Origin of the sequence: Dactylosporangium sp. CA-092794, assembly GCF_050948465.1 — a bacterium.
Taxonomy (GTDB): Bacteria; Actinomycetota; Actinomycetes; order Mycobacteriales; family Micromonosporaceae; genus Dactylosporangium.
Genome location: NZ_CP192044.1, coordinates 11978305 through 12003164, shown reverse-complemented (window position 1 = coordinate 12003164; position 24860 = coordinate 11978305). Strand labels below are relative to the sequence as shown.

Annotated in this window: 36 protein-coding genes; all 36 read left to right on the top strand. The window is 68.3% G+C overall.

Annotation, left to right across the window (positions count from 1 at the left end; translation table 11 throughout):
* The first annotated feature begins 91 nt into the window (after positions 1 to 91).
* Positions 92 to 3979 carry a DNA-directed RNA polymerase subunit beta' gene (locus tag ACQPXD_RS52055; protein ID WP_432831948.1) on the top strand — a complete coding sequence of 1296 codons (3888 nt, stop codon included), beginning with the start codon at positions 92 to 94 and terminating at the stop codon, positions 3977 to 3979.
* Between the two features lie 111 nt (positions 3980 to 4090).
* Positions 4091 to 4402 carry a hypothetical protein gene (locus tag ACQPXD_RS52050; protein ID WP_432844280.1) on the top strand — a complete coding sequence of 104 codons (312 nt, stop codon included), beginning with the start codon at positions 4091 to 4093 and terminating at the stop codon, positions 4400 to 4402.
* Positions 4402 to 4962, top strand: a complete 561-nt coding sequence (locus tag ACQPXD_RS52045; protein WP_432831946.1) for a hypothetical protein — start codon at positions 4402 to 4404, stop codon at positions 4960 to 4962. Before ACQPXD_RS52050 ends, ACQPXD_RS52045 begins: the two co-directional genes overlap by 1 nt.
* A gap of 331 nt (positions 4963 to 5293) precedes the next feature.
* The gene (gene rpsL / locus ACQPXD_RS52040; protein WP_033357671.1) at positions 5294 to 5668 is read left to right on the top strand and encodes a 30S ribosomal protein S12; all 375 of its coding nucleotides are present in this window, start codon (positions 5294 to 5296) and stop codon (positions 5666 to 5668) included.
* 1 nt (position 5669) lies between these two features.
* Complete coding sequence (gene rpsG / locus ACQPXD_RS52035; RefSeq protein ID WP_190249390.1) at positions 5670 to 6140, top strand: 30S ribosomal protein S7; 471 nt, start codon at positions 5670 to 5672, stop codon at positions 6138 to 6140.
* 46 nt (positions 6141 to 6186) lie between these two features.
* Entirely contained in the window at positions 6187 to 8286 is a 2100-nt protein-coding gene (gene fusA / locus ACQPXD_RS52030) for an elongation factor G (RefSeq protein WP_432831943.1), read from the top strand.
* A 99-nt stretch (positions 8287 to 8385) separates the two neighbouring features.
* Positions 8386 to 9579: an elongation factor Tu gene (tuf, locus tag ACQPXD_RS52025; RefSeq protein WP_432831941.1), complete on the top strand. Its 1194-nt coding sequence runs from the start codon at positions 8386 to 8388 to the stop codon at positions 9577 to 9579.
* Positions 9580 to 9904: 325 nt separating this feature from the next.
* Positions 9905 to 10213 (top strand): 30S ribosomal protein S10, encoded by a 309-nt coding sequence (rpsJ, locus tag ACQPXD_RS52020; protein ID WP_018347762.1) that lies wholly within the window; start codon positions 9905 to 9907, stop codon positions 10211 to 10213.
* 12 nt (positions 10214 to 10225) lie between these two features.
* On the top strand, positions 10226 to 10897 hold the full coding sequence (rplC, locus tag ACQPXD_RS52015) for a 50S ribosomal protein L3 (RefSeq protein ID WP_432831939.1): 672 nt from the start codon (positions 10226 to 10228) through the stop codon (positions 10895 to 10897).
* Positions 10894 to 11562, top strand: a complete 669-nt coding sequence (gene rplD / locus ACQPXD_RS52010; protein WP_432831937.1) for a 50S ribosomal protein L4 — start codon at positions 10894 to 10896, stop codon at positions 11560 to 11562. Before rplC ends, rplD begins: the two co-directional genes overlap by 4 nt.
* Before the next feature lie 3 nt (positions 11563 to 11565).
* A complete protein-coding gene (rplW, locus tag ACQPXD_RS52005) occupies positions 11566 to 11868 on the top strand; it encodes a 50S ribosomal protein L23 (RefSeq protein WP_432831935.1) in 303 nt (100 codons plus the stop codon).
* Positions 11869 to 11880: 12 nt separating this feature from the next.
* The gene (rplB, locus tag ACQPXD_RS52000; protein ID WP_432831933.1) at positions 11881 to 12720 is read left to right on the top strand and encodes a 50S ribosomal protein L2; all 840 of its coding nucleotides are present in this window, start codon (positions 11881 to 11883) and stop codon (positions 12718 to 12720) included.
* 12 nt (positions 12721 to 12732) lie between these two features.
* Complete coding sequence (rpsS, locus tag ACQPXD_RS51995; RefSeq protein WP_190249384.1) at positions 12733 to 13014, top strand: 30S ribosomal protein S19; 282 nt, start codon at positions 12733 to 12735, stop codon at positions 13012 to 13014.
* A 31-nt stretch (positions 13015 to 13045) separates the two neighbouring features.
* Complete coding sequence (gene rplV / locus ACQPXD_RS51990) at positions 13046 to 13582, top strand: 50S ribosomal protein L22 (protein WP_432831931.1); 537 nt, start codon at positions 13046 to 13048, stop codon at positions 13580 to 13582.
* Positions 13582 to 14433, top strand: coding sequence for a 30S ribosomal protein S3 (gene rpsC, locus ACQPXD_RS51985; protein WP_432831929.1), 852 nt, complete (start codon positions 13582 to 13584; stop codon positions 14431 to 14433). Before rplV ends, rpsC begins: the two co-directional genes overlap by 1 nt.
* 3 nt (positions 14434 to 14436) lie before the next feature.
* Positions 14437 to 14862, top strand: coding sequence for a 50S ribosomal protein L16 (gene rplP / locus ACQPXD_RS51980; RefSeq protein ID WP_190249381.1), 426 nt, complete (start codon positions 14437 to 14439; stop codon positions 14860 to 14862).
* Entirely contained in the window at positions 14862 to 15101 is a 240-nt protein-coding gene (rpmC, locus tag ACQPXD_RS51975) for a 50S ribosomal protein L29 (protein ID WP_259859806.1), read from the top strand. The genes rplP and rpmC overlap by 1 nt, the downstream gene beginning before the upstream one ends.
* 2 nt (positions 15102 to 15103) lie before the next feature.
* A complete protein-coding gene (gene rpsQ, locus ACQPXD_RS51970) occupies positions 15104 to 15388 on the top strand; it encodes a 30S ribosomal protein S17 (protein WP_238007611.1) in 285 nt (94 codons plus the stop codon).
* Positions 15389 to 15455: 67 nt separating this feature from the next.
* A complete protein-coding gene (gene rplN / locus ACQPXD_RS51965) occupies positions 15456 to 15824 on the top strand; it encodes a 50S ribosomal protein L14 (protein ID WP_033357657.1) in 369 nt (122 codons plus the stop codon).
* Positions 15825 to 15826: 2 nt separating this feature from the next.
* Positions 15827 to 16141, top strand: a complete 315-nt coding sequence (gene rplX, locus ACQPXD_RS51960; protein ID WP_432831925.1) for a 50S ribosomal protein L24 — start codon at positions 15827 to 15829, stop codon at positions 16139 to 16141.
* Positions 16141 to 16704 carry a 50S ribosomal protein L5 gene (rplE, locus tag ACQPXD_RS51955; protein WP_432831923.1) on the top strand — a complete coding sequence of 188 codons (564 nt, stop codon included), beginning with the start codon at positions 16141 to 16143 and terminating at the stop codon, positions 16702 to 16704. The genes rplX and rplE overlap by 1 nt, the downstream gene beginning before the upstream one ends.
* Before the next feature lie 13 nt (positions 16705 to 16717).
* Positions 16718 to 16903: a type Z 30S ribosomal protein S14 gene (locus ACQPXD_RS51950; RefSeq protein ID WP_190249376.1), complete on the top strand. Its 186-nt coding sequence runs from the start codon at positions 16718 to 16720 to the stop codon at positions 16901 to 16903.
* A 63-nt stretch (positions 16904 to 16966) separates the two neighbouring features.
* Positions 16967 to 17374, top strand: a complete 408-nt coding sequence (rpsH, locus tag ACQPXD_RS51945) for a 30S ribosomal protein S8 (protein WP_432831920.1) — start codon at positions 16967 to 16969, stop codon at positions 17372 to 17374.
* A gap of 13 nt (positions 17375 to 17387) precedes the next feature.
* The gene (gene rplF / locus ACQPXD_RS51940) at positions 17388 to 17930 is read left to right on the top strand and encodes a 50S ribosomal protein L6 (protein WP_432831918.1); all 543 of its coding nucleotides are present in this window, start codon (positions 17388 to 17390) and stop codon (positions 17928 to 17930) included.
* Positions 17927 to 18322 carry a 50S ribosomal protein L18 gene (gene rplR, locus ACQPXD_RS51935; RefSeq protein ID WP_432831916.1) on the top strand — a complete coding sequence of 132 codons (396 nt, stop codon included), beginning with the start codon at positions 17927 to 17929 and terminating at the stop codon, positions 18320 to 18322. Before rplF ends, rplR begins: the two co-directional genes overlap by 4 nt.
* Positions 18323 to 18336: 14 nt before the next feature.
* Entirely contained in the window at positions 18337 to 18960 is a 624-nt protein-coding gene (gene rpsE / locus ACQPXD_RS51930; protein WP_432831914.1) for a 30S ribosomal protein S5, read from the top strand.
* A gap of 2 nt (positions 18961 to 18962) precedes the next feature.
* On the top strand, positions 18963 to 19145 hold the full coding sequence (rpmD, locus tag ACQPXD_RS51925) for a 50S ribosomal protein L30 (protein ID WP_432831912.1): 183 nt from the start codon (positions 18963 to 18965) through the stop codon (positions 19143 to 19145).
* 4 nt (positions 19146 to 19149) lie between these two features.
* Positions 19150 to 19608: a 50S ribosomal protein L15 gene (gene rplO, locus ACQPXD_RS51920; protein WP_432831910.1), complete on the top strand. Its 459-nt coding sequence runs from the start codon at positions 19150 to 19152 to the stop codon at positions 19606 to 19608.
* A gap of 195 nt (positions 19609 to 19803) precedes the next feature.
* Positions 19804 to 21141: a preprotein translocase subunit SecY gene (gene secY / locus ACQPXD_RS51915; protein ID WP_432844278.1), complete on the top strand. Its 1338-nt coding sequence runs from the start codon at positions 19804 to 19806 to the stop codon at positions 21139 to 21141.
* Positions 21141 to 21794, top strand: coding sequence for an adenylate kinase (locus ACQPXD_RS51910; protein ID WP_432831908.1), 654 nt, complete (start codon positions 21141 to 21143; stop codon positions 21792 to 21794). Before secY ends, ACQPXD_RS51910 begins: the two co-directional genes overlap by 1 nt.
* A gap of 18 nt (positions 21795 to 21812) precedes the next feature.
* The gene (gene map / locus ACQPXD_RS51905; RefSeq protein ID WP_432831906.1) at positions 21813 to 22658 is read left to right on the top strand and encodes a type I methionyl aminopeptidase; all 846 of its coding nucleotides are present in this window, start codon (positions 21813 to 21815) and stop codon (positions 22656 to 22658) included.
* A gap of 68 nt (positions 22659 to 22726) precedes the next feature.
* Positions 22727 to 23215, top strand: coding sequence for a DUF1707 SHOCT-like domain-containing protein (locus tag ACQPXD_RS51900; protein ID WP_432831904.1), 489 nt, complete (start codon positions 22727 to 22729; stop codon positions 23213 to 23215).
* Between the two features lie 197 nt (positions 23216 to 23412).
* A complete protein-coding gene (gene infA / locus ACQPXD_RS51895) occupies positions 23413 to 23634 on the top strand; it encodes a translation initiation factor IF-1 (RefSeq protein WP_007073013.1) in 222 nt (73 codons plus the stop codon).
* A gap of 82 nt (positions 23635 to 23716) precedes the next feature.
* Positions 23717 to 23833 (top strand): 50S ribosomal protein L36, encoded by a 117-nt coding sequence (gene rpmJ, locus ACQPXD_RS51890; protein ID WP_014687778.1) that lies wholly within the window; start codon positions 23717 to 23719, stop codon positions 23831 to 23833.
* Between the two features lie 175 nt (positions 23834 to 24008).
* The gene (rpsM, locus tag ACQPXD_RS51885; RefSeq protein WP_432831892.1) at positions 24009 to 24389 is read left to right on the top strand and encodes a 30S ribosomal protein S13; all 381 of its coding nucleotides are present in this window, start codon (positions 24009 to 24011) and stop codon (positions 24387 to 24389) included.
* A 43-nt stretch (positions 24390 to 24432) separates the two neighbouring features.
* Positions 24433 to 24843, top strand: a complete 411-nt coding sequence (rpsK, locus tag ACQPXD_RS51880) for a 30S ribosomal protein S11 (RefSeq protein WP_033357646.1) — start codon at positions 24433 to 24435, stop codon at positions 24841 to 24843.
* The last annotated feature ends 17 nt before the right edge of the window (positions 24844 to 24860 follow it).

Genomic DNA, 24860 nt, shown 5'->3' with positions numbered 1-24860 from the left:
CTTCGGGGCGCCGCCGCAGCGGCCCGGTGACAGAGCCGCTGCAGCGACCTAGCAATTACCCGAGCAACTGAATCGTGAGGACATAGACGAAGTGCTCGACGTCAACTACTTCGACGAGCTCCGAATCGGCCTGGCCACAGCCGACGACATCCGGCAGTGGTCGCACGGCGAGGTCAAGAAGCCAGAGACGATCAACTACCGCACCCTGAAGCCCGAGAAGGACGGCCTCTTCTGCGAGAAGATCTTCGGCCCCACCCGGGACTGGGAGTGCTACTGCGGTAAGTACAAGCGGGTCCGCTTCAAGGGCATCATCTGCGAGCGCTGCGGCGTCGAGGTGACCCGGGCGAAGGTCCGCCGCGAGCGCATGGGCCACATCGAGCTCGCCGCGCCGGTCACGCACATCTGGTACTTCAAGGGTGTGCCGAGCCGGCTCGGCTACCTGCTCGACCTGGCGCCGAAGGATCTCGAGAAGATCATCTACTTCGCGTCGTACGTGATCACCAGCGTCGACAAGGAGGCCCGCCACCGCGACCTCGCCACCCTCGAGAACGAGGTGTCGGCGGAGAAGCGGCAGGCGGAGAACGCCCGCGACTCGGAGATCGAGAAGCGCGCCGCCAAGCTGGAGCAGGACCTGGCCGAGCTCGAGGCCGAGGGTGCCAAGGCCGACGTGCGCCGCAAGGTCAAGGAGGCCGGCGAGCGCGAGATGCGGCAGATCCGCGACCGCGCGCAGCGGGAGATCGACCGCCTCGACGAGGTCATGGACACGTTCCGCAAGCTGGAGCGCAAGAACCTCATCACCGACGAGCTGCTCTACCGCGAGCTGCGCGACCGGTTCGGTGAGTACTTCGCCGGCGCCATGGGCGCCGAGGCGATCAAGGCCCTGCTGGAGAACCTGGACCTGGAGGACGAGGCCGAGCTGCTGCGCGAGACCATCCGCAGCGGCAAGGGCCAGCGCAAGATCCGGGCGCTCAAGCGGCTCAAGGTCGTCGCGGCGTTCCTCAACACCGCCAACTCGCCGCTGGGCATGGTGCTGGACTGCGTCCCGGTCATCCCGCCGGACCTGCGCCCGATGGTGCAGCTCGACGGTGGCCGGTTCGCCACCAGCGACCTCAACGACCTGTACCGGCGAGTGATCAACCGCAACAACCGGCTCAAGCGCCTGATCGACCTGGGTGCCCCGGAGATCATCGTCAACAACGAGAAGCGGATGCTGCAGGAGGCCGTCGACGCGCTGTTCGACAACGGCCGCCGCGGCCGTCCGGTCACCGGCCCGGGCAACCGGCCGCTGAAGTCGCTGTCCGACATGCTCAAGGGCAAGCAGGGCCGGTTCCGCCAGAACCTGCTCGGCAAGCGCGTGGACTACTCCGGCCGCTCGGTCATCGTCGTCGGTCCGCAGCTCAAGCTGCACCAGTGCGGCCTGCCCAAGCAGATGGCCCTGGAGCTGTTCAAGCCGTTCGTGATGAAGCGCCTGGTGGACCTCAACCACGCGCAGAACATCAAGTCGGCCAAGCGCATGGTGGAGCGGCAGCGGCCGGTCGTGTGGGACGTGCTGGAGGAGGTCATCGCGGAGCACCCGGTGCTGCTCAACCGCGCGCCGACCCTGCACCGCCTGGGCATCCAGGCCTTCGAGCCGCAGCTGGTCGAGGGCAAGGCGATCCAGATCCACCCGCTGGTCTGCACCGCCTTCAACGCCGACTTCGACGGCGACCAGATGGCGGTGCACGTGCCGCTGTCCGCCGAGGCGCAGGCCGAGGCCCGCATCCTCATGCTGTCCAGCAACAACATCCTCAAGCCGGCCGACGGCAAGCCGGTGACCATGCCCACCCAGGACATGATCATCGGTCTGTACCACCTCACCCACATCCAGAAGAACCTGCTGGGCGAGGGGCGGACCTTCAGCTCCGACGCCGAGGCGCGGATGGCGTTCGACAACGGCGAGCTGCACCTGCAGGCGCCGGTGCGGATCCGCCTGCGCGGCATCATCGGGGTCGACAACGGCGTGGGGGCCGCGCCGTGGGAGGCGCCGGAGGGCTGGCAGCCGGGCGAGACGGTCACGATCGAGACCACGCTTGGGCGCGTGCTGTTCAACGAGACGCTGCCCGTGGGGTACCGCTTCGTCAACTACGAGATCCGCAAGGGTCAGCTTTCGGCGATCGTCAACGACCTCGCCGAGCGCTTCCCGAAGGTCTCCCTCGCGGCGACCCTGGACGCGCTCAAGCTGGCCGGCTTCCACTGGGCCACCTGGTCCGGCGTCACCATCGGCATGGAGGACGTCATCCAGCCGCCTCGCAAGCGCGAGATCCTCGAGCGCTACGAGAAGGAAGCCCAGCGGATCGACAAGCAGTACCAGCGTGGTCTCATGACCGCCGAGGAGCGCCGCGGCGAGCTCATCGAGATCTGGACCAAGGCGACCAGCGAGGTGGCCAAGGAGATGGAGAGCGCGCTGCCGCGCGAAAACCCGCTGTGGAAGATGATCAACTCGGGTGCCCGCGGTAACCTCCTCCAGCTTCGCCAGATCGCCGGCATCCGTGGCCTGGTGGCCAACCCGAAGGGCGAGATCATCCCGCGGCCGATCAAGGCCAGCTACCGGGAGGGTCTGTCCGTGCTGGAGTACTTCATCTCCACCCACGGTGCCCGCAAGGGTCTGGCCGACACCGCGCTGCGGACCGCCGACTCGGGCTACCTGACCCGTCGTCTGGTCGACGTCTCGCAGGACGTCATCATCCGCGAGGAGGACTGCGGCACCGACCGGGCCATCCCGATGGCGGTCGGCGAGCTGTCCGACGGCGTGCTGCGCGTCCACCAGCACGCGGAGACGGGCGTCCACGCCCGTACCCTCGCCGACGACGTGCGCGACAAGGACGGCCGGATGGTCGCCGAGCGCGGCACGGACATCAACTCGATCGTGGTCGACCTGCTGGTCGCCGCGGGCGTGGAGAACGTCCGGGTCCGCAGCGTGCTCACCTGCGAGTCCAAGCTGGGCGTCTGCGGCGCCTGCTACGGCCGGTCGCTGCCCACGGGCAAGACCGTCGACGTCGGCGAGGCGGTCGGCATCATCGCCGCCCAGTCGATCGGCGAGCCGGGCACGCAGCTGACGATGCGTACCTTCCACACCGGTGGCGTCGCGGGTGAGGACATCACCCAGGGTCTGCCCCGTGTGCAGGAGATCTTCGAGGCCCGCGTGCCGAAGGGCAAGGCGCCCATCGCCGACACCCCCGGCCGCGTGCGCATCGAGGACGGCGAGCGGATGCGGAAGATCATCATCGTGCCGGACGACGGCAGCGACGAGATCGTCCACGACAAGCTCAGCCGGCGAGTCAAGCTGCGGATCCAGGACGGCGAGCACGTCGAGGTCGGCGAGAAGCTCACCGAGGGCACGATCGACCCGCACGAGCTGCTGCGCATCATGGGTCCCCGGGCGGTCCAGGTTCACCTGACCTCCGAGGTCCAGGAGGTGTACCGCTCGCAGGGTGTGCTCATCCACGACAAGCACATCGAGATCATCATCCGCCAGATGCTCAAGCGGGTGACGGTCATCGACTCCGGCTCGACCGAGTTCCTGCCCGGCGTGCTCGTCGACCGCGCGATGTTCGAGGCGGAGAACCGCCGCGTCGTCGCCGAGGGCGGCGAGCCGGCGGCCGGCCGCCCGGTCCTGATGGGTATCACCAAGGCGTCGCTGGCGACGGAGTCGTGGCTGTCCGCGGCCTCGTTCCAGGAGACGACCCGGGTGCTGACCGACGCGGCGATCCACGCGCGCAGCGACTCGCTGATCGGTCTGAAGGAGAACGTCATCATCGGCAAGCTCATCCCGGCCGGTACGGGCATCAGCAAGTACCGCAGCATCCGGGTGGAGCCCACCGAGGAGGCGAAGGCCAAGGTCTACTCGATGACCGGCTACCCGGAGGCCGACTACGGCTTCGGGCCGGCGAGCGGCCAGGCCGTCCCGCTGGACGACTTCGACCTGGGCTCGTTCCGCTAAACCGGCGACCGCACGCACTGGCACTGCGGCGGGGGCGGAGACCACGTGGTCTCCGCCCCCGTTCCGTCTACCGGATAGAGTCGTGAGGTGACGTCCTCGACCCGGCACCCGATGGACCCGGATCCGGTCCGCGCGACGAAGGCCACGGCCGTGTTCGGGCTGGGCCTGCTCTCCGTGGTCACCGGGCCGTTCCTGGGCGGGGTGATCCCGGCGACGCTCGCGCTGCTCATGGCCAGGGAGTCGCACCGGGAGCTGGTCGCGGCCGACGGGTTCCTGCTCGGGGCCCGGCGCCTGCGCAGCGGCGTCCGGCTGGCCTGGACCGGCATCGTGCTCGCCATCGCCGGCCTGGTCGTGCTCGCGATCATCGGGCTGCTGCACTACGCGCGGCAGCGCGGCACCGACTTCGACCAGACGGTGAACTGATGGTGTATCCGGGATCCCCGCCCCCGCACCAGCCGTATCCACCGCAGCATCCTGCGTATCAGCAGCCGCCGCAGTACCCGCGCCCGCCGGTCCCGCCGGGGTATCCGACCCCCCTGCCGGCGGGCTACCCGCAGCCCTACGGCGTCCCGGCGCCGCCCTCGCCGGCCCTGCTGCCCAGCGTGCGGATCGATGTGGTGCAGGGCACCCCGTTCGGCGTGGCGTATCCGGCCGTGCAGGGCACGACCAGCGGCCCGGCCATCGGCAGCCTGGTCGCCGGCATCGCCTCCATCCTCGTCGCCCTGTTCGCCGGCTGCCTCGGGCTCACCGGCGCCAAGGACGGCTGGGGTTTGGCCGCCGGCGGCGCGTTCACCGTGCTGGGGGCCTTCCTCGGCGCCGGCGCGATTGGCCTGGGCGTCTACGGCAACCGCCAGGTCCGCCGTGCCTCCGCCGACCGGGTGATCAGCGGCAGGGGCCTCGCGGTCACCGGCATCGTGCTCGGCTCGGTCGGGGTCGGCCTGGCCCTGCTGGCGATTCTGGGCACGTTGCTGCTGTCGGTTTGAACCCCTGGGAACACTTCGATCGGCGACCAGGTACTCTTGGTATGAAGAGTGTTCCATCGGCGGGCGCCGGTCGTTGTCTCGCGTGATTTTGACCAGCGTCCTCACGGTGGGTACTCTTTCCCCTCGTGCCCGGCTTTGCCGGGTAACTCGTGCGCGCGCCCACATCGGCCCCGCTCCGCGGGAGAGGGTGGGTGCGGACCACTACCCCGGGCTGGGATCACACGGGCCGGGTCGCGGGACAGGCGACACGCCCGACCGCGGGTGCCGGTCACGCCGGGAAAGCCAGAAGAGAAGACGTGCGGCCGGGAGGCCGAAGGGAGAGGCAGGCCCAGTGCCTACGATCCAGCAGCTGGTCCGCAAGGGCCGCCAGGCGAAGCTGAGCAAGACCAAGACGCCGGCGCTCAAGGGAAGCCCGCAGCGACGGGGCGTCTGCACGCGTGTGTACACGACCACGCCGAAGAAGCCCAACTCGGCGCTTCGCAAGGTGGCCCGTGTGCGGCTGAGCAACGGTATCGAGGTGACGGCCTACATCCCCGGTGTCGGTCACAACCTTCAGGAGCACTCGATCGTGCTGGTCCGTGGCGGCCGCGTGAAGGACCTCCCTGGCGTCCGTTACAAGATCATCCGTGGCTCGCTGGACACCCAGGGTGTCCGCAACCGCAAGCAGGCTCGCAGCCGTTACGGCGCGAAGAAGGAGAAGAGCTGACATGCCGCGTAAAGGCCCCGCGCCGCGCCGGCCGCTCGTGGCGGACCCGGTGTACAACTCCCTGCTCGTGACGCAGCTGATCAACAAGATCCTGGTCGAGGGCAAGCGGCAGCTCGCCGAGCGCATCGTCTACAGCGCGCTCGAGGGTGCCCGTGAGAAGACCGGCACCGACCCCGTGGTGACGCTCAAGCGCGCGATGGACAACGTCAAGCCGACCCTCGAGGTCCGCAGCCGCCGCGTCGGTGGCGCGACCTACCAGGTGCCGGTCGAGGTGCGCCCGCCGCGGGCCACGACGCTGGGCCTGCGCTGGCTGGTCACCTACTCCCGCGCCCGGCGCGAGAAGACCATGGTGGAGCGGCTCATGAACGAGCTGCTCGACGCGAGCAACGGCCTCGGCGCCTCGGTCAAGCGCCGCGAAGACACCCACAAGATGGCGGAGTCCAACAAGGCCTTCGCGCACTACCGCTGGTAAGCGAACGCTTCCCCGGCAACGACGAGAGACGAAGTAGGGATTTGTAGTGGCTGCCGCAGACGCCGCCCTCGCCAAGGTCCGCAACATCGGCATCATGGCGCACATCGACGCCGGTAAGACGACGACGACCGAGCGCATCCTCTTCTACACCGGCATCACGTACAAGATCGGCGAGGTCCACGAGGGCGCGGCGGTCATGGACTGGATGGAGCAGGAGCAGGAGCGCGGCATCACCATCACCTCCGCTGCCACGAAGTGCGAGTGGAAGGGCCACACGATCCAGATCATCGACACGCCCGGCCACGTCGACTTCACGGTCGAGGTCGAGCGGTCGCTGCGCGTCCTCGACGGCGCGGTGGCGGTCTACGACGGCGTCGCCGGCGTTGAGCCGCAGACCGAGAACGTCTGGCGTCAGGCGGACAAGTACAACGTCCCGCGTATGTGCTTCGTCAACAAGCTGGACCGCACCGGTGCCGACTTCTTCCGCTGTGTGCAGATGATGATCGACCGGCTCAACGCCACCCCGCTGGTGCTGCAGATCCCGATCGGGCTCGAGGGCGACCACATCGGCGTCGTCGACCTGCTGGGCATGCGCGCGCTGACCTGGCGCGGCGAGACCCAGAAGGGTGAGGACTACACGATCGAGGAGGTGCCCGCCGGCCTGCTCGACCAGGCCAACGAGTGGCGGGAGAAGCTCCTCGAGACGCTGTCCGAGGCCGACGACGACATCCTGGTGCGCTACCTCGACGGCGAGGACATCGACGTCAAGGACCTCAAGGCGGCGATCCGCCGGGCGACCATCGCCGGCAAGCTCAACCCGGTCGTGTGTGGCTCCGCGTTCAAGAACAAGGGCGTCCAGCCCATGCTCGACGCGGTCGTCGACTTCCTGCCCTCCCCGCTGGACATTCCGGCGATCGAGGGCATCGCGACGGACGGCGAGACGCCGCTGCTGCGCAAGCCCTCGGTCGACGAGCCGTTCTCCGGCCTGGCCTTCAAGATCCAGACCGACAAGCACCTCGGCAAGCTCACCTACGTGCGCATCTACTCCGGCTCGCTCGACTCCGGCTCCCAGGTGGTCAACTCCACCAAGGACCGCAAGGAGCGGATCGGCAAGATCTACCAGATGCACGCGAACAAGCGTGAGGAGCGCAGCAACGCCGGTGCCGGCGACATCATCGCCGTGCAGGGTCTCAAGCAGACCACCACCGGCGACACGCTGTGCGACCCGGCCAACCCGGTCATCCTCGAGTCGATGACCTTCCCGGAGCCGGTCATCGAGGTGGCCATCGAGCCCAAGACGAAGGCCGACCAGGAGAAGCTGGGCACCGCCATCCAGCGCCTGGCCGAGGAGGACCCGACCTTCCGCGTCAAGAACGACGAGGAGACCGGGCAGACGGTCATCGCCGGCATGGGCGAGCTGCACCTCGACATCCTCGTCGACCGCATGCGGCGCGAGTTCAACGTCGAGGCCAACATCGGCAAGCCGCAGGTGGCCTACCGCGAGACGGTCCGCTCGGTGGCGGACAAGGTCGAGTACACCCACAAGAAGCAGACGGGTGGCTCCGGTCAGTACGCGCGGGTCATCATCAGGCTCGAGCCGCTGGAGCAGACCGCCGACGGCCCGACCTACGAGTTCGTCAACGCGGTCACCGGTGGTCGCATCCCGAAGGAGTTCATCCCCTCGGTCGACGCCGGTGCGCAGGACGCCATGCAGTACGGCGTGCTGGCGGGCTTCCCGCTGGTGGGTCTCAAGGTGACGCTGCTGGACGGCCAGTACCACGAGGTCGACTCGTCCGAGATGGCGTTCAAGATCGCTGGTTCGATGGTGCTGAAGGACGCGGCCCGCAGGGCCAACCCGGTGCTCCTCGAGCCGCTGATGGCGGTCGAGGTCACCACGCCCGAGGAGAACATGGGCGACGTCATCGGTGACCTCAACTCCCGGCGTGGCACGATCCAGGCGATGGAGGAGCGCGGCGGTGCCCGCGTCGTCCGCGCCACCGTGCCGCTGTCGGAAATGTTCGGCTACGTCGGCGACCTCCGGTCGAAGACCCAGGGCCGGGCGAGCTACTCGATGCAGTTCGACTCCTACGCCGAGGTTCCCGCGAACGTGGCGAAGGAGATCATCGCGAAGGCGACCGGAGAGTAGTTATCCCCGCTTTTCTTGCGGGGGTGATCCGTCGACAGGGTGCGTCGGCGCTTCCAGCGTTGGCACACCGTGAACCAAGAAGTCCACAGGAGGACACCAGTGGCGAAGGCGAAGTTCGAGCGGACTAAGCCGCACGTCAACATCGGCACCATCGGTCACATCGACCACGGTAAGACGACGCTGACGGCGGCCATTACCAAGGTGCTGCACGACCGGATGCCGGACGTGAACCCGTACACGCCGTTCGACGAGATCGACAAGGCGCCGGAGGAGAAGGCCCGCGGCATCACGATCTCGATCGCGCACGTCGAGTACCAGACCGAGAACCGGCACTACGCCCACGTGGACTGCCCGGGTCACGCCGACTACATCAAGAACATGATCACCGGTGCCGCGCAGATGGATGGCGCGATCCTGGTGGTGGCGGCGACCGACGGCCCCATGCCGCAGACCCGTGAGCACGTGCTGCTGGCCCGCCAGGTCGGTGTGCCGTACATCGTCGTGGCGCTCAACAAGAGCGACATGGTCGACGACGAGGAGCTCCTCGAGCTCGTCGAGCTCGAGGTCCGTGAGCTGCTGTCGAGCCAGGAGTTCCCGGGCGACGACGCTCCGGTCGTGCGGGTCTCGGCGCTCAAGGCGCTCGAGGGTGACCCGAAGTGGGCGGACGCGCTCATGGAGCTCATGAACGCGGTCGACACCGCGATCCCGCAGCCCGAGCGCGAGACCGAGAAGCCGTTCCTCATGCCCGTCGAGGACGTCTTCACGATCACCGGTCGTGGCACGGTCGTGACCGGCCGCGTCGAGCGTGGCATCCTCAAGCCGAACGAGGAGGTCGAGATCGTTGGCATCAAGGCCAAGTCGATGAAGACCACCTGCACGGCGATCGAGATGTTCCGCAAGATCCTCGACGAGGCGCGCGCCGGCGAGAACGTCGGTCTGCTCCTGCGTGGTATCAAGCGCGAGGACGTCGAGCGCGGCATGGTCGTGGTGAAGCCGGGCAGCAACACCCCGCACACCGAGTTCGAGGCGACCGTCTACATCCTCTCCAAGGAGGAGGGTGGCCGGCACACCCCGTTCTTCCAGAACTACCGGCCGCAGTTCTACTTCCGCACCACCGACGTCACCGGCGTCGTCACGCTGCCCGAGGGCACCGAGATGGTCATGCCGGGCGACAACACCAGCATGTCGGTGCAGCTCATCCAGCCCATCGCGATGGAGGAGAACCTCCGCTTCGCGATCCGCGAGGGTGGCCGCACCGTCGGCGCCGGCCGTGTAACGAAGATCCTCAAGTAACGATCCTGAGGTACCCCGATTTCACTTTGTCGCAGTACGTGCGGCATAATGGACGGGTTGCGTCGTGGAGCGGTCGAGACTGCTCGTTGAGAAGTCTCGACCGCTTCTGCGCGGCGTCAGTTCTGTGACTGGCGCACTCCCCACGACTTGGGCGTGGCACGCCCTGGGGTAGGTCTCCACAGCGGAAATTGTCTGCGGCGGAGCCTGGCCCTTGGCCGCGACACGCCCGACCGCGGGGGTCGGACAGACAACTTATCGGCGGCACCGGACCCCTCGGGGTTCGCAGGGCTTCCCGGCCCTGCACGAGAGAAGGAACGAAGCCACCATGGCGGGACAGAAGATCCGCATCCGGCTCAAGGCCTACGACCACGAGGTCGTCGACTCCTCGGCGCGGAAGATCGTCGAGACGGTCACGCGCACCGGGGCTCAGGTCGCTGGGCCGGTGCCGCTGCCCACTGAGATCAACCGCTACTGCGTGATCCGCTCGCCGCACAAGTACAAGGACTCGCGCGAGCACTTCGAGATGCGCACGCACAAGCGACTGATCGACATCATCGACCCCACCCCGAAGACGGTCGACTCGCTGATGCGGCTCGATCTGCCGGCCGGCGTCGACATCGAGATCAAGCTGTAGGGACTCGGACTTATGGACAGGCAAGTCAAGGGCATCCTGGGTGAGAAGCTCGGCATGACCCAGGTCTGGGACAACGGCAAGGTTGTCCCGGTGACCGTGGTGCAGGCCGGCCCGTGCGTCGTGACCCAGGTGCGCACGCCCGACAACGACGGCTACTCGGCGGTCCAGCTGGCGTGGGGCCAGATCGACCCCCGCAAGGTCAACAAGCCGCGCGCCGGCCACTTCGCCAAGGCGGACGTCGCGCCGCGCCGGCACATCGTCGAGCTGCGGACCACCGACGCGGGTGAGTACTCGCCCGGCCAGGAGATCACCGCCGACGCCTTCGCCGCCGGCCAGCGCATCGACGTGACCGGCCGCAGCAAGGGCAAGGGCTACGCCGGTGTCATGAAGCGGCACGGCTTTCACGGCCTGCGGGCCAGCCACGGTGTCGAGCGCAAGCACCGCTCGCCCGGCTCCATCGGCGCCTGCGCGACCCCCGGTCGCGTCTTCAAGGGCGTGCGGATGGCCGGTCGCATGGGTGGCGTGCGCTTCACCGTGCAGAACCTGACCATCCAGAAGGTCGAGGCCGAGGACGGGCTGATCCTGGTCAGGGGCGCGATCCCGGGCCCGAAGGGCAGCCTCGTGCTGCTGCGCAGCGCGGCCAAGGTCGAGGCGAAGGCGCAGAAGGGTGGGATCACCAAATGACCACCGTTGACATTCGCACGGTCGATGGCGAGACCAACGGCACCGTCGAGCTCCCCGGCGAGATCTTCGACGCGCAGGCCAGCATCCCGCTGCTGCACCAGGTCGTCGTGGCCCAGCTCAACGCCGCCCGGCAGGGCACGCACAAGGCCAAGACGCGCGGCGAGGTCGCCGGCGGCGGCAAGAAGCCCTACAAGCAGAAGGGCACCGGTCGCGCCCGGCAGGGCTCGATCCGCGCGCCGCAGTTCACCGGCGGTGGCGTGGTCCACGGCCCGCAGCCGCGGGACTACAGCCAGCGGGTGAACAAGAAGATGAAGGCGGCCGCCCTGCGCGGCGCGCTGTCGGACCGCGCCCGCGGGGGCAACGTCCACGTCGTCGAGAACTTCATCGAGGGTGAGACGCCGAAGACGAAGGACGCGCTCAAGGTGCTGCGCGGCATCACCGAGGCGCGCCGCATCCTGGTGGTCCTGTCCCGTGACGACGAGGCCAACTGGCTGAGCCTGCGTAACGAGCCGTCGGTGCACCTGCTGGTCGCCGACCAGCTCAACACCCACGACGTGCTCATCTCCGACGACGTGGTCTTCACGACCGCGGCGCTGAACGAGTTCCTCGGGGTGCCGGCCGCGGACGGCGAGAGTGCCGACGCCGACAGCAACGAGGAGGGCTGAGCCATGGCGACGATCGCCGACCCGCGCGACGTGATCATCAAGCCGGTGGTCTCGGAGAAGAGCTACAGCGAGCTCAACCGCAACTGGTACACGTTCCTGGTGCACCCGGACGCGAACAAGACGGAGATCAAGATCGCTATCCAGCAGATCTTCAACGTCCGCGTCCTGTCGGTCAACACCATCAATCGCGAAGGCAAGCGCAAGCGGACCCGCACCGGCTGGGGCAAGCGCAAGGACACGAAGCGGGCGATGGTGAAGCTCGCCGAGGGTGACCGGATCGAAGCCTTCGGCGGACCGGTCAGCTGAGGGGTATAGACGATGGCTATCCGTAAGTACAAGCCGACGACGCCCGGTCGTCGTGGCGCGAGTGTCGCCGACTTCGCCGAGATCACCCGGTCGACGCCGGAGAAGTCGCTGCTCGTTCCGCTGCCGAGCAAGGGCGGTCGCAACGTTCACGGGCGGGTCACCGCGCGTCACCAGGGCGGCGGGCACAAGCGCCAGTACCGGTTGATCGACTTCCGGCGTGCCGACAAGGACGGGATCCCCGCCAAGGTCGCGCACATCGAGTACGACCCCAACCGCACCGCGCGCATCGCCCTGCTGCACTACGCCGACGGCGAGAAGCGCTACATCATCGCCCCGAAGGACCTCAAGCAGGGCGACCAGGTCGAGGCGGGCGCCGGCGCGGACATCAAGCCGGGCAACAACCTGCCGCTGCGCAACATCCCGGTCGGCACCACCGTCCACGCGGTGGAGCTGCGCCCGGGCGGCGGCGCCAAGCTGGCCCGCTCAGCCGGCGTCGGCATCCAGCTGCTGGGCCGCGAGGGGCAGTACGCCACGCTCCGCATGCCCTCGGGCGAGATCCGGCGGGTCGACGTGCACTGCCGGGCCACCGTTGGCGAGATCGGCAACGCCGACCAGTCGAACATCAACTGGGGCAAGGCCGGCCGCATGCGGTGGAAGGGCAAGCGCCCGACCGTCCGTGGTGTCGCGATGAACCCGATCGACCACCCGCACGGTGGTGGTGAGGGTAAGACCTCGGGTGGTCGCCACCCGGTCAACCCGAAGGGCAAGCCGGAGGGCCGCACGCGGCGCAAGGGCCAGCCGAGCGACCGTCTCATCGTCCGTAGGCGTTACGCCACCCGGAAGCGCGGCTAAGGAGCCTGAGCAATGCCTCGCAGCCTGAAGAAGGGCCCGTTCGTCGACGACCACCTGATCAAGAAGGTGGAAGTCCAGAACGCCAAGAACTCCAAGAACGTCATCAAGACCTGGTCGCGCCGGTCGACGATCGTGCCCGAGATGCTCGGCCACACGATCGCCGTCCACGACGGACGCAAGCACGTGCCCGTGTTCGTGACCGAGGCGATGGTCGGGCACAAGCTCGGCGAGTTCGCGCTGACCCGCACGTTCAAGGGTCACGAGAAGGACGACCGGAAGAGCCGCCGCCGCTAAGGCAGCCGATAGGAATCAAGAGGATTTCCCGATGCCAACGAAGAGCGAGGCGGCGCTGCCCGGTGCGCGGGCGATCGCGCGGCACGTCCGCGTGTCGCCGATGAAGGCGCGCCGTGTGGTGAACCTCGTGCGTGGCCTGCCCGCGCGCGAGGCGCTCACGGTGCTGCAGTTCGCGCCGCAGTCGGCGAGCGAGCCGGTCTACAAGGTGCTCGCGAGCGCCATCGCCAACGCAGAGAACAATGAGCGTCTCGACCCCGATTCGCTCCTGGTCGCCGAGGCCTACGTCGACGAGGGCCCGACGCTCAAGCGGTTCCGGCCGCGGGCGCAGGGCCGGGCGTACCGGATCCGCAAGCGCACCAGCCACATCACGATCGTGGTCGAGAGCGTCCCGGCCGCCCAGGCCCGCGCGGCGAAAGCCGGCGTGGCCAAGGCGACCAAGGCCGCCAAGGCCGTGACGCCGGAGACTGACGAAGAGCCGCGCCCGGCGAAGCAGGCCGCGCCGGCGAAGCAGGCTCCGGCCAAGAAGGCGGCAGCGCAGACGGCTGACGCCGAGGAAGGGACCGAGTAATGGGTCAGAAGGTTCACCCGCACGGGTTCCGGCTCGGCATCAGCACCGACTGGAAGTCGCGCTGGTATGCCGACAAGCTCTACAAGGACTACATCGCCGAGGACGTCAAGATCCGCCGGATGATGTCCAAGGGTCTGGAGCGGGCCGGCATCGCCAAGGTCGACATCGAGCGCACCCGCGACCGGGTCCGCGTGGACATCCACACGGCCCGCCCGGGCATCGTCATCGGCCGTAAGGGTGCCGAGGCCGACCGCATCCGCGCGGAGCTGGAGAAGCTCACCGGCAAGCAGGTGCAGCTCAACATCCTCGAGGTGAAGAGCCCCGAGTCGGACGCGCAGCTGGTCGCGCAGGGCGTGGCCGAGCAGCTGTCCAGCCGGGTCAGCTTCCGCCGGGCGATGCGCAAGGCCATGCAGTCGGCGATGAAGAACACGCTGGTGCGCGGCATCCGGGTGCAGGTCTCCGGCCGCCTCGGCGGCGCCGAGATGAGCCGGACCGAGTTCTACCGCGAGGGCCGCGTCCCGCTGCACTCGCTGCGCGCGAACATCGAGTACGGCTTCTTCGAGGCGCGTACCACCTTCGGCCGCATCGGCGTGAAGGTGTGGATCTACAAGGGCGACGCCGTTCCGGGTCGCGAGGCGCCGGCCGAGGCCGCCGCCCCGCGGGGCCGCCGCGAGCGCACCGACCGGCCCGAGCGGCCGCGTCGCGGGCGTTCCGGCTCCTCCGGCACGACCGCCGGTGGCACCGAGGCCGGCCGGGCCGCGGCCGCCGCAGCGGCCGCGGAGGCTGCCGGCGGGAGCGAGCCCGCCCCGGAGGCGGCCGCCGCTCCGGCAGAGACGCAGCAGGAGGGCTGACGAATGCTGATCCCTCGTAAGCCCCCGAAGGGCTTCCGCAAGCCGCACCACCCGGACCGGCACGGCCCGGCGAAGGGCGGCACTCGCGTGGTCTTCGGCGAGTTCGGCATCCAGGCGCTGGAGCCGGCGTACATCACGAACCGGCAGATCGAGGCGGCACGTATCGCCATGACCCGGCACATCCGCCGTGGTGGCAAGGTCTGGATCACGATCTTCCCGGACCGCTCCATCACCAAGAAGCCGGCCGAGACCCGGATGGGTTCCGGCAAGGGCTCGCCGGAGTGGTGGGTGGCCAACATCAAGCCGGGCCGGATCCTCTTCGAGATGTCGTTCCCGAACGAGCAGATCGCCCGCGAAGCGATGCGCCGCGCGATCCACAAGCTTCCGCTGAAGTGCCGGATCGTCACGCGCGAAGGGGCTGATGTGTGATGGCCGCCGGTATCAAGGCGACCGAGCTGCGTGAGCTGTCCGACGAGGGCCTGGTCGAGAAGCTGCGGGAAGCCAAGGCGGAGCTGTTCAACCTCCGCGTCCAGTCGGCCACCGGCCAGCTGGACAACCACGGGCGCCTGCAGATCATCCGCAGGGACATCGCCCGGATCTACACGATCATGCGCGAGCGCGAGCTGGGTCTTTCGGCCGCGCCCGACGCTGTGGCTGAGGTGGCATGAGCATGAGCGAGCAGACGACCGAGTCGGGCACCGAGGTGCGCGGCCGCCGCAAGGTCCGCGAGGGCCTCGTGGTCAGCGACAAGATGAACAAGACCGTCGTCGTGGCGGTCGAGGACCAGGTCAAGCACCCGCTGTACGGCAAGGTCATGCGCCGCACCAGCAAGCTGAAGGCGCACGACGAGCAGAACGCGTGCGGCATCGGCGACCGGGTGCTGCTCATGGAGACCCGTCCCCTGTCGGCGACCAAGCGCTGGCGGGTCGTGGAGATCCTCGAAAAGGCCAAGTAAGGCCGCCGTTCCGCCAAGCTCGGGCCCTCCGGTGCCGAGAACTGGCAGACGTCATTAGGAGAAAAGCGTGATTCAGCAGGAGTCGCGGCTGCGCGTCGCCGACAACACGGGTGCCCGGGAAATCCTGTGCATCCGTGTGCTCGGTGGCTCGGGTCGCCGCTATGCAGGCATCGGTGACATCATCGTGGCCACGGTGAAGGACGCCATCCCGGGCGCCGGCGTGAAGAAGGGCGACGTGGTCAAGGCCGTCGTCGTGCGCACCACGAAGGAACGGCGCCGGCCGGACGGTTCGTACATCCGTTTCGACGAGAACGCCGCCGTGATCATCAAGGACGGCGGCGACCCGCGCGGCACCCGCATCTTCGGCCCGGTCGGGCGCGAGCTGCGGGACAAGCGTTTCATGAAGATCATCTCGCTCGCGCCGGAGGTGTTGTAGCCATGAAGGTCAAGAAGGGCGACACCGTCCTGGTCATCGCCGGCAAGGACAAGGGTCAGCGGGGCAAGGTGCTGACCGCGCTGCCGCGCGAGGACAAGGTCATCGTCGAGGGCGTGAACCGGGTCAAGAAGCACACCCGCATCCGCACCACCCAGCGGGGCTCCAAGACCGGTGGCATCGTGACCCAGGAAGCCCCGATCCACATCTCCAACGTGATGGTGATCGACTCGGACGGCAACGCCACCCGGGTCGGCGCCCGCGAGGACGAGAACGGCGTGAAGACCCGCGTGTCCCGCCGTAGCGGTAAGGAACTGTGATGACGACGGTCGAGAAGGTGAACCCGCGCCTCAAGCAGCGCTACCGCGACGAGATCGCGCCGGCGATGCGGGAGCAGTTCAAGTACGCCAACGTCATGCAGATCCCCGGCGTGGTGAAGGTCGTCGTCAACATGGGCGTCGGCGAGGCGGCCCGGGACTCCAAGCTGATCGACGGCGCGGTGCGCGACCTGGCCACCATCACCGGCCAGAAGCCGCAGGTGCGCCGGGCGACCAAGTCGATCGCGCAGTTCAAGCTGCGCGAGGGCATGCCGATCGGCGCCAAGGTCACGCTGCGCAACGACCGCATGTGGGAGTTCCTGGACCGGCTGCTGTCGATCGCGCTGCCGCGTATCCGCGACTTCCGCGGCCTCGACGGGCGCAAGCTCGACGGCAACGGCAACTACACGTTCGGTCTCACGGAGCAGTCGGTGTTCCACGAGATCGACCAGGATCGCATCGACCGGCCGCGAGGGATGGACATCACCGTGGTCACCACCGCCCGCACGGACGAGGAAGGCCGGGCCCTGCTCAAGCTGCTCGGTTTCCCCTTCCGTGAGAACTAGGGAGAACTGACCAATGGCGAAGAAGGCTCTCGTCCTCAAGGCCGCCGCGAAGCCCAAGTTCGCGGTCCGCGCCTACACCCGCTGCCAGCGCTGCGGCCGGCCCAAGGCCGTCTACCGCAAGTTCGGTCTGTGCCGCGTGTGCATCCGCGAGATGGCGCACCGTGGCGAACTGCCCGGCGTTTCCAAGGCTTCCTGGTAATCCTCCTTCGCCGCAGGCCCACCCCACCGGTGCGGAACCGCGGCGAGAAAGGCTGACAAACCCATGACCATGACCGACCCGATCGCAGACATGCTGACCCGTCTGCGCAACGCCAACCAGGCGTACCACGACCGGGTGTCGATGCCATATTCGAAGATCAAGGCGAACATCGCCGAGGTGCTCAAGTCCGAGGGCTACGTGTCCGCGTGGCAGGTTCAGGAGCCCGAGGACGGCAAGGTGGGCAAGACCCTCGTCGTCGACCTCAAGTACGGGCAGAACCGTGAGCGCAGCCTCGCCGGCATCCGCCGCGTGTCAAAGCCCGGCCTGCGCGTCTACGCCAAGTCGGTCGAAATGCCGCGCGTGCTCGGCGGCCTCGGTGTGGCCATCATCTCGACGTCCCAGGGCCTGCTGACCGACAAGCAGGCTCGCAAGCGAGGGGTGGGCGGGGAAGTCCTCGCCTACGTCTGGTAAGGGAGGGCATCACATGTCTCGAATCGGACGTAAGCCGATCACGGTTCCCTCGGGCGTCGAAATCAAGGTCGACGGCCCGGTCGTCACCGTCAAGGGCCCCAAGGGCGAGCTCAAGCACACCCTGGCCGAGCCGATCTCGCTGGAGCGGGCCGAGGACGGCAGCTTCAACGTCGTCCGCCCGAACGACGAGCGGCGGTCCAAGGAGCTGCACGGGCTGTCCCGGACGCTGATCTCCAACATGGTGGTCGGGGTGACCGAGGGCTACCGCAAGAGCCTGGAGATCGCCGGCACCGGTTACCGCGTCGCGGCGAAGGGCAGCGACCTCGAGTTCGCGCTCGGGTTCTCGCACCCGGTGGTCGTCACGCCGCCGCCCGGCATCAGCTTCACGGTCGAGCGGCCGACGCTGTTCCACATCGCCGGCATCGACAAGCAGCAGGTCGGCGAGGTGGCCGCCAACATCCGCAAGATTCGCCCGCCGGAGCCGTACAAGGGCAAGGGCGTGCGGTACCAGGGCGAGAACATTCGCCGCAAGGCCGGAAAGGCTGGTAAGAAATGAGCGCCACGCTGCTCAAGCGCCGCAACTCCGGTGGCGTCGCCTCCGCGCGCCGCACGGGGCGTGCTCGCCGGCACTTCCGCATCCGCAAGCACGTCGGTGGCACCGCCGAGCGTCCCCGCCTGGTGGTCACCCGGTCGCTGCGCAACATCAGCGCGCAGATCGTCGACGACCTCAAGGGCCACACGCTGGCCTCGGCCTCGACGCTCGACGCGACCATCCGCGGCACCGATGGCGACAAGAAGGCGCAGGCCCGCAAGGTGGGCGCCCTCCTGGCCGAGCGGGCCAGGGCCGCGGGTGTCGGCAAGGTCGTCTTCGACCGTGGTGGCAACAAGTACGCCGGGCGCATCGCCGCCCTGGCGGACGCCGCCCGCGAAGCCGGACTCGAGTTCTAGAAGGAGAAACGTTCATGCCTGGTCCTCAGCGCAGGGGCGGCGGGTCCGGTAACACCCAAGAAGGTGGCGGCCGTCGCGAGAATCGTCGCGAGGGTGGCGGCCGCGGCAACGCGCCCGCCGAGAAGACGCCGCATCTGGAGCGGGTCGTCGCGATCAACCGGGTCGCCAAGGTCGTGAAGGGTGGTCGTCGCTTCAGCTTCACCGCCCTGGTCATCGTCGGTGACGGCGACGGCACGGTCGGCGTCGGTTACGGCAAGGCCAAGGAGGTGCCCGCGGCGATCGCCAAGGGCGTCGAGGAGGCCAAGAAGCACTTCTTCAAGGTGCCGCGGCTCGCGGCCACGATCCCGCACCCGGTGATCGGCGAGGACGCGGCCGGTGTGGTGCTGCTCAAGCCGGCCTCGGCCGGTACGGGTGTCATCGCCGGCGGCCCGGTCCGCGCGGTCCTGGAGTGCGCGGGCATCCACGACGTGCTGTCGAAGAGCCTGGGCTCCTCCAACGCGATCAACATCGTGCACGCGACGGTGGCGGCGCTGAAGAAGCTCGAGGCGCCGGAGGCGGTGGCCGCGCGCCGTGGCCTGCCGGTCGAGGATGTCGCGCCGGCCGCGATGCTGGCCGCTCGCGCCGGGGCGGGTGCATAGCCATGGCTCGTCTGAAGGTCACCCAGATCCGGTCCGAGATCGGCTCGAAGCAGAACCAGCGCGAGACGCTGCGTTCCCTCGGGCTGAAGCGGATCCGCGACGTGGTCGTCAAGGAGGACCGCCCGGAGATCCGCGGCATGATCCACACCGTGACGCACCTGGTCACCGTGGAAGAGGTGGAGTAATCCGATGACGATCAAGCTGCACCACCTGCGGCCCGCCCCGGGAGCCAAGACCGAGAAGACCCGCGTGGGTCGCGGTGAGGGCTCCAAGGGCAAGACCGCCGGTCGTGGCACCAAGGGCTCCAAGGCCCGCAAGAACATCTCGGCGGCGTTCGAGGGTGGGCAGATGCCCCTCCACATGCGCCTGCCGAAGCTCAAGGGCTTCCGCAACCGCAACCGCGTCGAGTTTCAGGTCGTGAACCTCGCTCGCTTGGCGGAGCTGTTCCCGCAGGGCGGTACCGTTGGCGTGACCGACCTCGTCGAGGCCGGTGCCGTGCGCAAGGGCGAGCCGGTCAAGGTGCTCGGCGACGGTGAGCTCGGCGGCGTGAAGCTGCAGGTCAGCGCGCACAAGTTCAGTGCGTCGGCCAAGGAGAAGATCGAGGCTGCCGGTGGTTCCGTCACCGTGCTCGGCGGCGAAGCGGCATAGAGCGCTATCGTGGCGCCCACCGAGTGGTGGGCGCCACGCGGTGCATCCAAAGCCGGGCGTGATGTGCACGAGACATCCTGTTAGAGTCCGTTGCGCGGTAACACGCTCGACTCATACGCACGACAGCATCACAAGCTCCACCCGGACCCCACCTCGTCGGCCGAACGACCGGCCGCCTTGCGCAGGAGGATGAAGTTGCTCTCCGCCTTTGTTAGCGCGTTCCGAACGCCTGACCTGCGCAAGAAAATCTTTTTCACGTTGTTCATGATCGCCATCTACCGGCTCGGTGCCACCTTGCCCAGCCCCGGCGTGTCATACGGCAACGTGCAGAAGTGTCTCAACATCGTCGAGAACAGCGCGGACAACCAGGTCTTCACCCTGCTGAACCTGTTCTCCGGCGGTGCGCTGCTGCAGCTTTCGGTGTTCGCGCTGGGCATTATGCCCTACATCACAGCGAGCATCATCCTGCAGCTGCTGACGGTGGTGATCCCGCGGCTGGAGCAGCTGCGCAAGGAGGGCCAGTCCGGCCAGGCGAAGATCACGCAGTACACGCGCTACCTGACGCTCGGCCTCGGTATCCTGCAGGCCTCGGCGTTCGTCGCCCTGGCGCGGTCCGGCCAGCTCTTCGGTGGCGCGTGCGACCAGTCGCAGTATCCGATCATCCCGGACACCCACAAGATCCCGATGTGGCTGACCCTCGGCGCGCTGGTCGTCACCATGACCGCCGGCACCGGCGTGATCATGTGGCTGGGTGAGCTGGTCACCGACCGCGGCGTCGGCAACGGCATGTCGGTGCTGATCTTCACCTCGATCGCGGCCCGCCTCCCCAACGAGGGCATCCAGATCTGGCAGGACAACAAGACCACGTTCTTCGTGATCGTCGGCCTGGCCGTGGTGGTCATCGCCTTCGTCGTCTTCCTCGAGCAGGCCCAGCGGCGCATCCCGGTGCAGTATGCCAAGCGGATGATCGGCCGGCGGATGTATGGCGGGACCTCGACGTACATCCCCCTGAAGGTCAACCAGGCGGGCGTCATCCCGGTCATCTTCGCCTCGTCGCTGCTCTACCTGCCGCAGCTGGTGACCTCGTTCGCCGGCTCGGACACGACGAACAAGACCATCCTGTGGATCAACCGCAACATCGTGCCGCAGAACAGCGCCTGGCACATCTCGATCTACTTCCTGCTGATCATCTTCTTCACCTACTTCTACGTGTCCATCACCTTCAACCCGACCGAGGTGGCGGACAACATGCGGAAGTACGGTGGTTTCGTGCCGGGCATCCGCCCGGGCAAGCCCACGGCCGAGTATCTTGACTTCATCCTCAGCCGCATCACGCTTCCCGGCGCGCTCTACCTGGGCATCATCTCGATCCTGCCCAACCTGCTCATCGGGATCGTGGGCGGCAACCAGGCTCTGCAGAACTTCCCGTTCGGCGGTACTGCGGTGCTCATTATTGTTGGTGTGGGCCTCGAGACGGTGAAGCAGATCGAGAGCCAGCTGATGCAGCGCAACTACGAAGGGTTCCTCCGGTAGTGAGGCTGGTGCTGGTAGGTCCCCCCGGGGCGGGCAAGGGGACCCAGGCCGAGTACATCGCCGCGCACCTCGCCGTGCCCAAAATCTCCACGGGCGACATCTTCCGGGCCAACGTCGGGCAGGGCACCCCGCTCGGCGTCGAGGCCAAGCGGTACATGGACGCGGGCCAGCTCGTCCCCGACGAGGTCACCATCAACATGGTGTCCGACCGGCTGGCCGAGGGCGACTCGCTCGACGGCTTCCTGCTCGACGGCTTCCCGCGCACCGTGCCGCAGGCCAACGCGCTGGACAAGCTGCTGGCCGACCTCGGCACCGGGCTCGACATCGTGCTCGAGCTGGTCGTCGAGAACGAAGAGGTCATCCGCCGGCTTTCGGGCCGGCGGACCTGCCGTGGCTGCGGCAAGATCTGGCACGTCGAGTTCGACTCGCCGACCCACGACGGCGTCTGTGACCGCTGCGGCGGTGAGCTCTTCCAGCGCGACGACGACAAGGCCGAGACCATCGCCGAGCGGCTGAAGGTCTACGCCCGCGACACGTCGCCGCTGGTCGACTACTACGGCGCCCAGGGCAAGCTGGTGGGCATCGACGCCACGGGTCCGGTCGAGGACGTCACCGTGCGCGCGATCGACGCCCTCCGTTCGTACGGCGCCTGACCCCCCGGCGGCAGTCCCATGGCTCACCAGCTCGAGATCGAGCTCAAGACCCCCGAGCAGATCGGCCTCATGCGCCGGGCCGGGCTCGTCGTCGCCGACGCCCTGGAGCGGATGCGCGCCGTGGTCGCTCCCGGCGTGTCGACCGCCGACCTGGACCGCATCGCCGAGGAGACGATTCGCGCGGCCGGCGCCGTGCCGTCGTTCAAGGGCTACCACGGCTATCCCGCCTCGATCTGCTCGTCCGTCAACGATCAGGTCGTCCACGCGATCCCCAGCCCCCGGCAGGTGCTGCGGGAGGGCGACCTGATCTCCATCGACTGCGGCGCCGACCTCGACGGCTGGCACGGCGACGCGGCCATCACGGTGGCCGTCGGCGACGTGCCCTCGGACGTGCGCGGCATGGTGCGCGTCGCCGAGGACGCCATGTGGGCGGGCATCGCCGCGGCGGCCCGCGGTGCGCGCAGCGGCAAGGGGCGGCTGACCGACATCTCCTTCGCGATCCAGTCCTCGATCCGCAAGGCCGGCCGCTACGGCATCGTCGAGGGCTACGGCGGCCACGGGATCGGCACCGCGATGCACCAGGACCCGTTCGTGCAGAACTCCGGCCGCCCCGGCAAGGGCCCGATGCTGCGCCCCGGCATCGCGCTGGCGATCGAGCCGATGATCACCCGCGGCAAGCCGAGGGTCGCCGAGCTCGACGACGGCTGGACCGTGGTGACCGTCGACGGCTCGGTGGCCGTGCACGTGGAGCACACGATGGCGATCTGCGACGACGGCGTCTGGGTGCTCACCGCGCACGACGGCGGCCGGGCGCGGCTGGGCGACCTGATCACCTCCCGTGAGCCGGTGCCCGCCGTCGAGTAAGGGAAATCCCGGGGTGGAACCCTGTGCGTCGGCGGTGGGATGCTGTGTGCGAGCGCGAAGGGGGAGCAGTGGCAGAGCGGCGGGAAGATCTGCGTGCGGCCGACGTCGATCGGCAGTTCGTGGCGGAGCGGCTGAAAGCGGCGCTCGACGAGGGCCGGCTGTCGCTCGTCGAGTATGACGACCGCCTCAAGGATGCCTACTCGGCGCGCACCTACGGCGAGCTGGACGCCGTCCTCAAGGACCTGCCGGGCTTCCACCCGGTCGGCTCCTCGCAGCTGCAGCCCGCCGCGCCCCGGGTCGGCGACCCGGACGAGCGGTCCGCCCCGTCCGACGGGCGCAACCCGAGGTGGCTGCTCGGCGTGTGGAGCGCCTGGCTCGTCGCGGTCTCGGTCAACGTGGTCATCTGGGCCCTGGTCAGCATCTCCAGCGGCGAGCCGGTCTACTTCTGGCCGATGTGGGTCGCGGGCCCGTGGGGCGCGGTGCTGCTGGCCTCCACGTTCTCCGTGAAGGCCCTGGGGAACAACCCTGACCGGCAGCGGCGTTACCGCGACAGTTAGACACCCCCGATTTGGTGCGGCGCGCTCCGCCGCGTAGACTTGCGCATTGGCGCAAAGCGTCCACTCCGGCATGCCCCCACGCGCTTCTGTGGCATAACCGGAGCCGCGGCTGGCTCGAGGCCCACGGCATACCGTCGTGACCTCGTGAAACGGATGCGAGCGTCGACCACCAGACCCGATGTCAGGTAGCGGAGGACATGCCGAAGAAAGACGGGGCCATCGAGATCGAGGGCCGAGTGATCGAGCCACTCCCGAATGCGATGTTCCGGGTGGAGCTCGCCAATGGCCACAAGGTCTTGGCGCACATCAGTGGCAAGATGCGGCAGCACTACATCCGCATCCTGCCCGAGGACCGTGTGGTCGTGGAGCTCTCGCCCTACGACCTCACTCGCGGGCGCATCGTCTACCGCTACAAGTAATCGGTGTCGGTACCCAGGTAACGGTCGGGTTCTGCCGTGCCCGCTCGCAGGAGCGCGCGCGGCAGCGAGAGTTAGGCGAACCGTGAAGGTCAAGCCGAGCGTCAAGCGGATCTGCAACAACTGCCGGATCATCCGGCGGCATGGCCGGGTCATGGTCATCTGCAGCACTGACCCGCGCCACAAGCAGCGCCAGGGCTGAACCAGCCCGGGTCTGCCGGATTCGCGTTTTGCACTTGCCCGTTCCAGCCTCGGGCGACCGCCGGTAGCGGCGGCGTGCGTGGGCTGCACCCCCGGTCGGAGGCCGGGGCCCGCCTGTGGGCAGGCGGGAGCGGAGCGGGCACAGACCTCCGCACAAACAAGGAGCACGCCCACTTATGGCACGTCTCGTCGGTGTCGATCTCCCGCGCGACAAGCGCACCGAGATCGCACTCACCTACATCTACGGCATCGGGCGTACCCGGGCCGTCGAGACTCTGGCCGCCACCGGCATCGACCCGAACAAGCGGGCCCGGGACCTGACCGATGAAGAGGTCGTGCAGCTGCGCGACCACATCGAGGCCAACTACAAGGTAGAGGGCGACCTGCGCCGCGAGGTCGCCGCGGACATCCGCCGCAAGGTCGAGATCGGCTGCTACGAGGGCATCCGGCACCGCAAGGGCCTGCCCGTGCGCGGTCAGCGCACCCGGACCAACGCGCGCACCCGCAAGGGGCCGAAGCGCACGGTCGCCGGCAAGAAGAAGCCGGGCAAGAAGTAACCGCCGGGTCGAGATCAGAAACGTATCTAGGAGCGCATAGAGAATGCCGCCGAAGGCTCGCGCCGGCGCGACCGCTGTCAAGAAGGTCCGGCGCAAGGAACGCAAGAACGTCGCCCACGGGCAGGCGCACATCAAGAGCACGTTCAACAACACCATCGTGTCGATCACCGACCCGACCGGTGCCGTCATTTCCTGGGCCTCTGCCGGCCAGGTGGGTTTCAAGGGCTCGCGCAAGTCGACCCCGTTCGCCGCGCAGCTGGCCGCCGAGGCCGCCGCGCGCCGCGCGATGGAGCACGGCATGCGCAAGGTCGACGTCTTCGTGAAGGGCCCCGGCTCCGGCCGGGAGACCGCGATCCGCTCGCTGCAGGCCGTCGGCCTGGAGGTCGGGCAGATCTCTGACGTCACGCCGCAGCCGCACAACGGCTGCCGTCCGCCGAAGCGCCGCCGGGTCTAAGGGAAGAGACGACAACA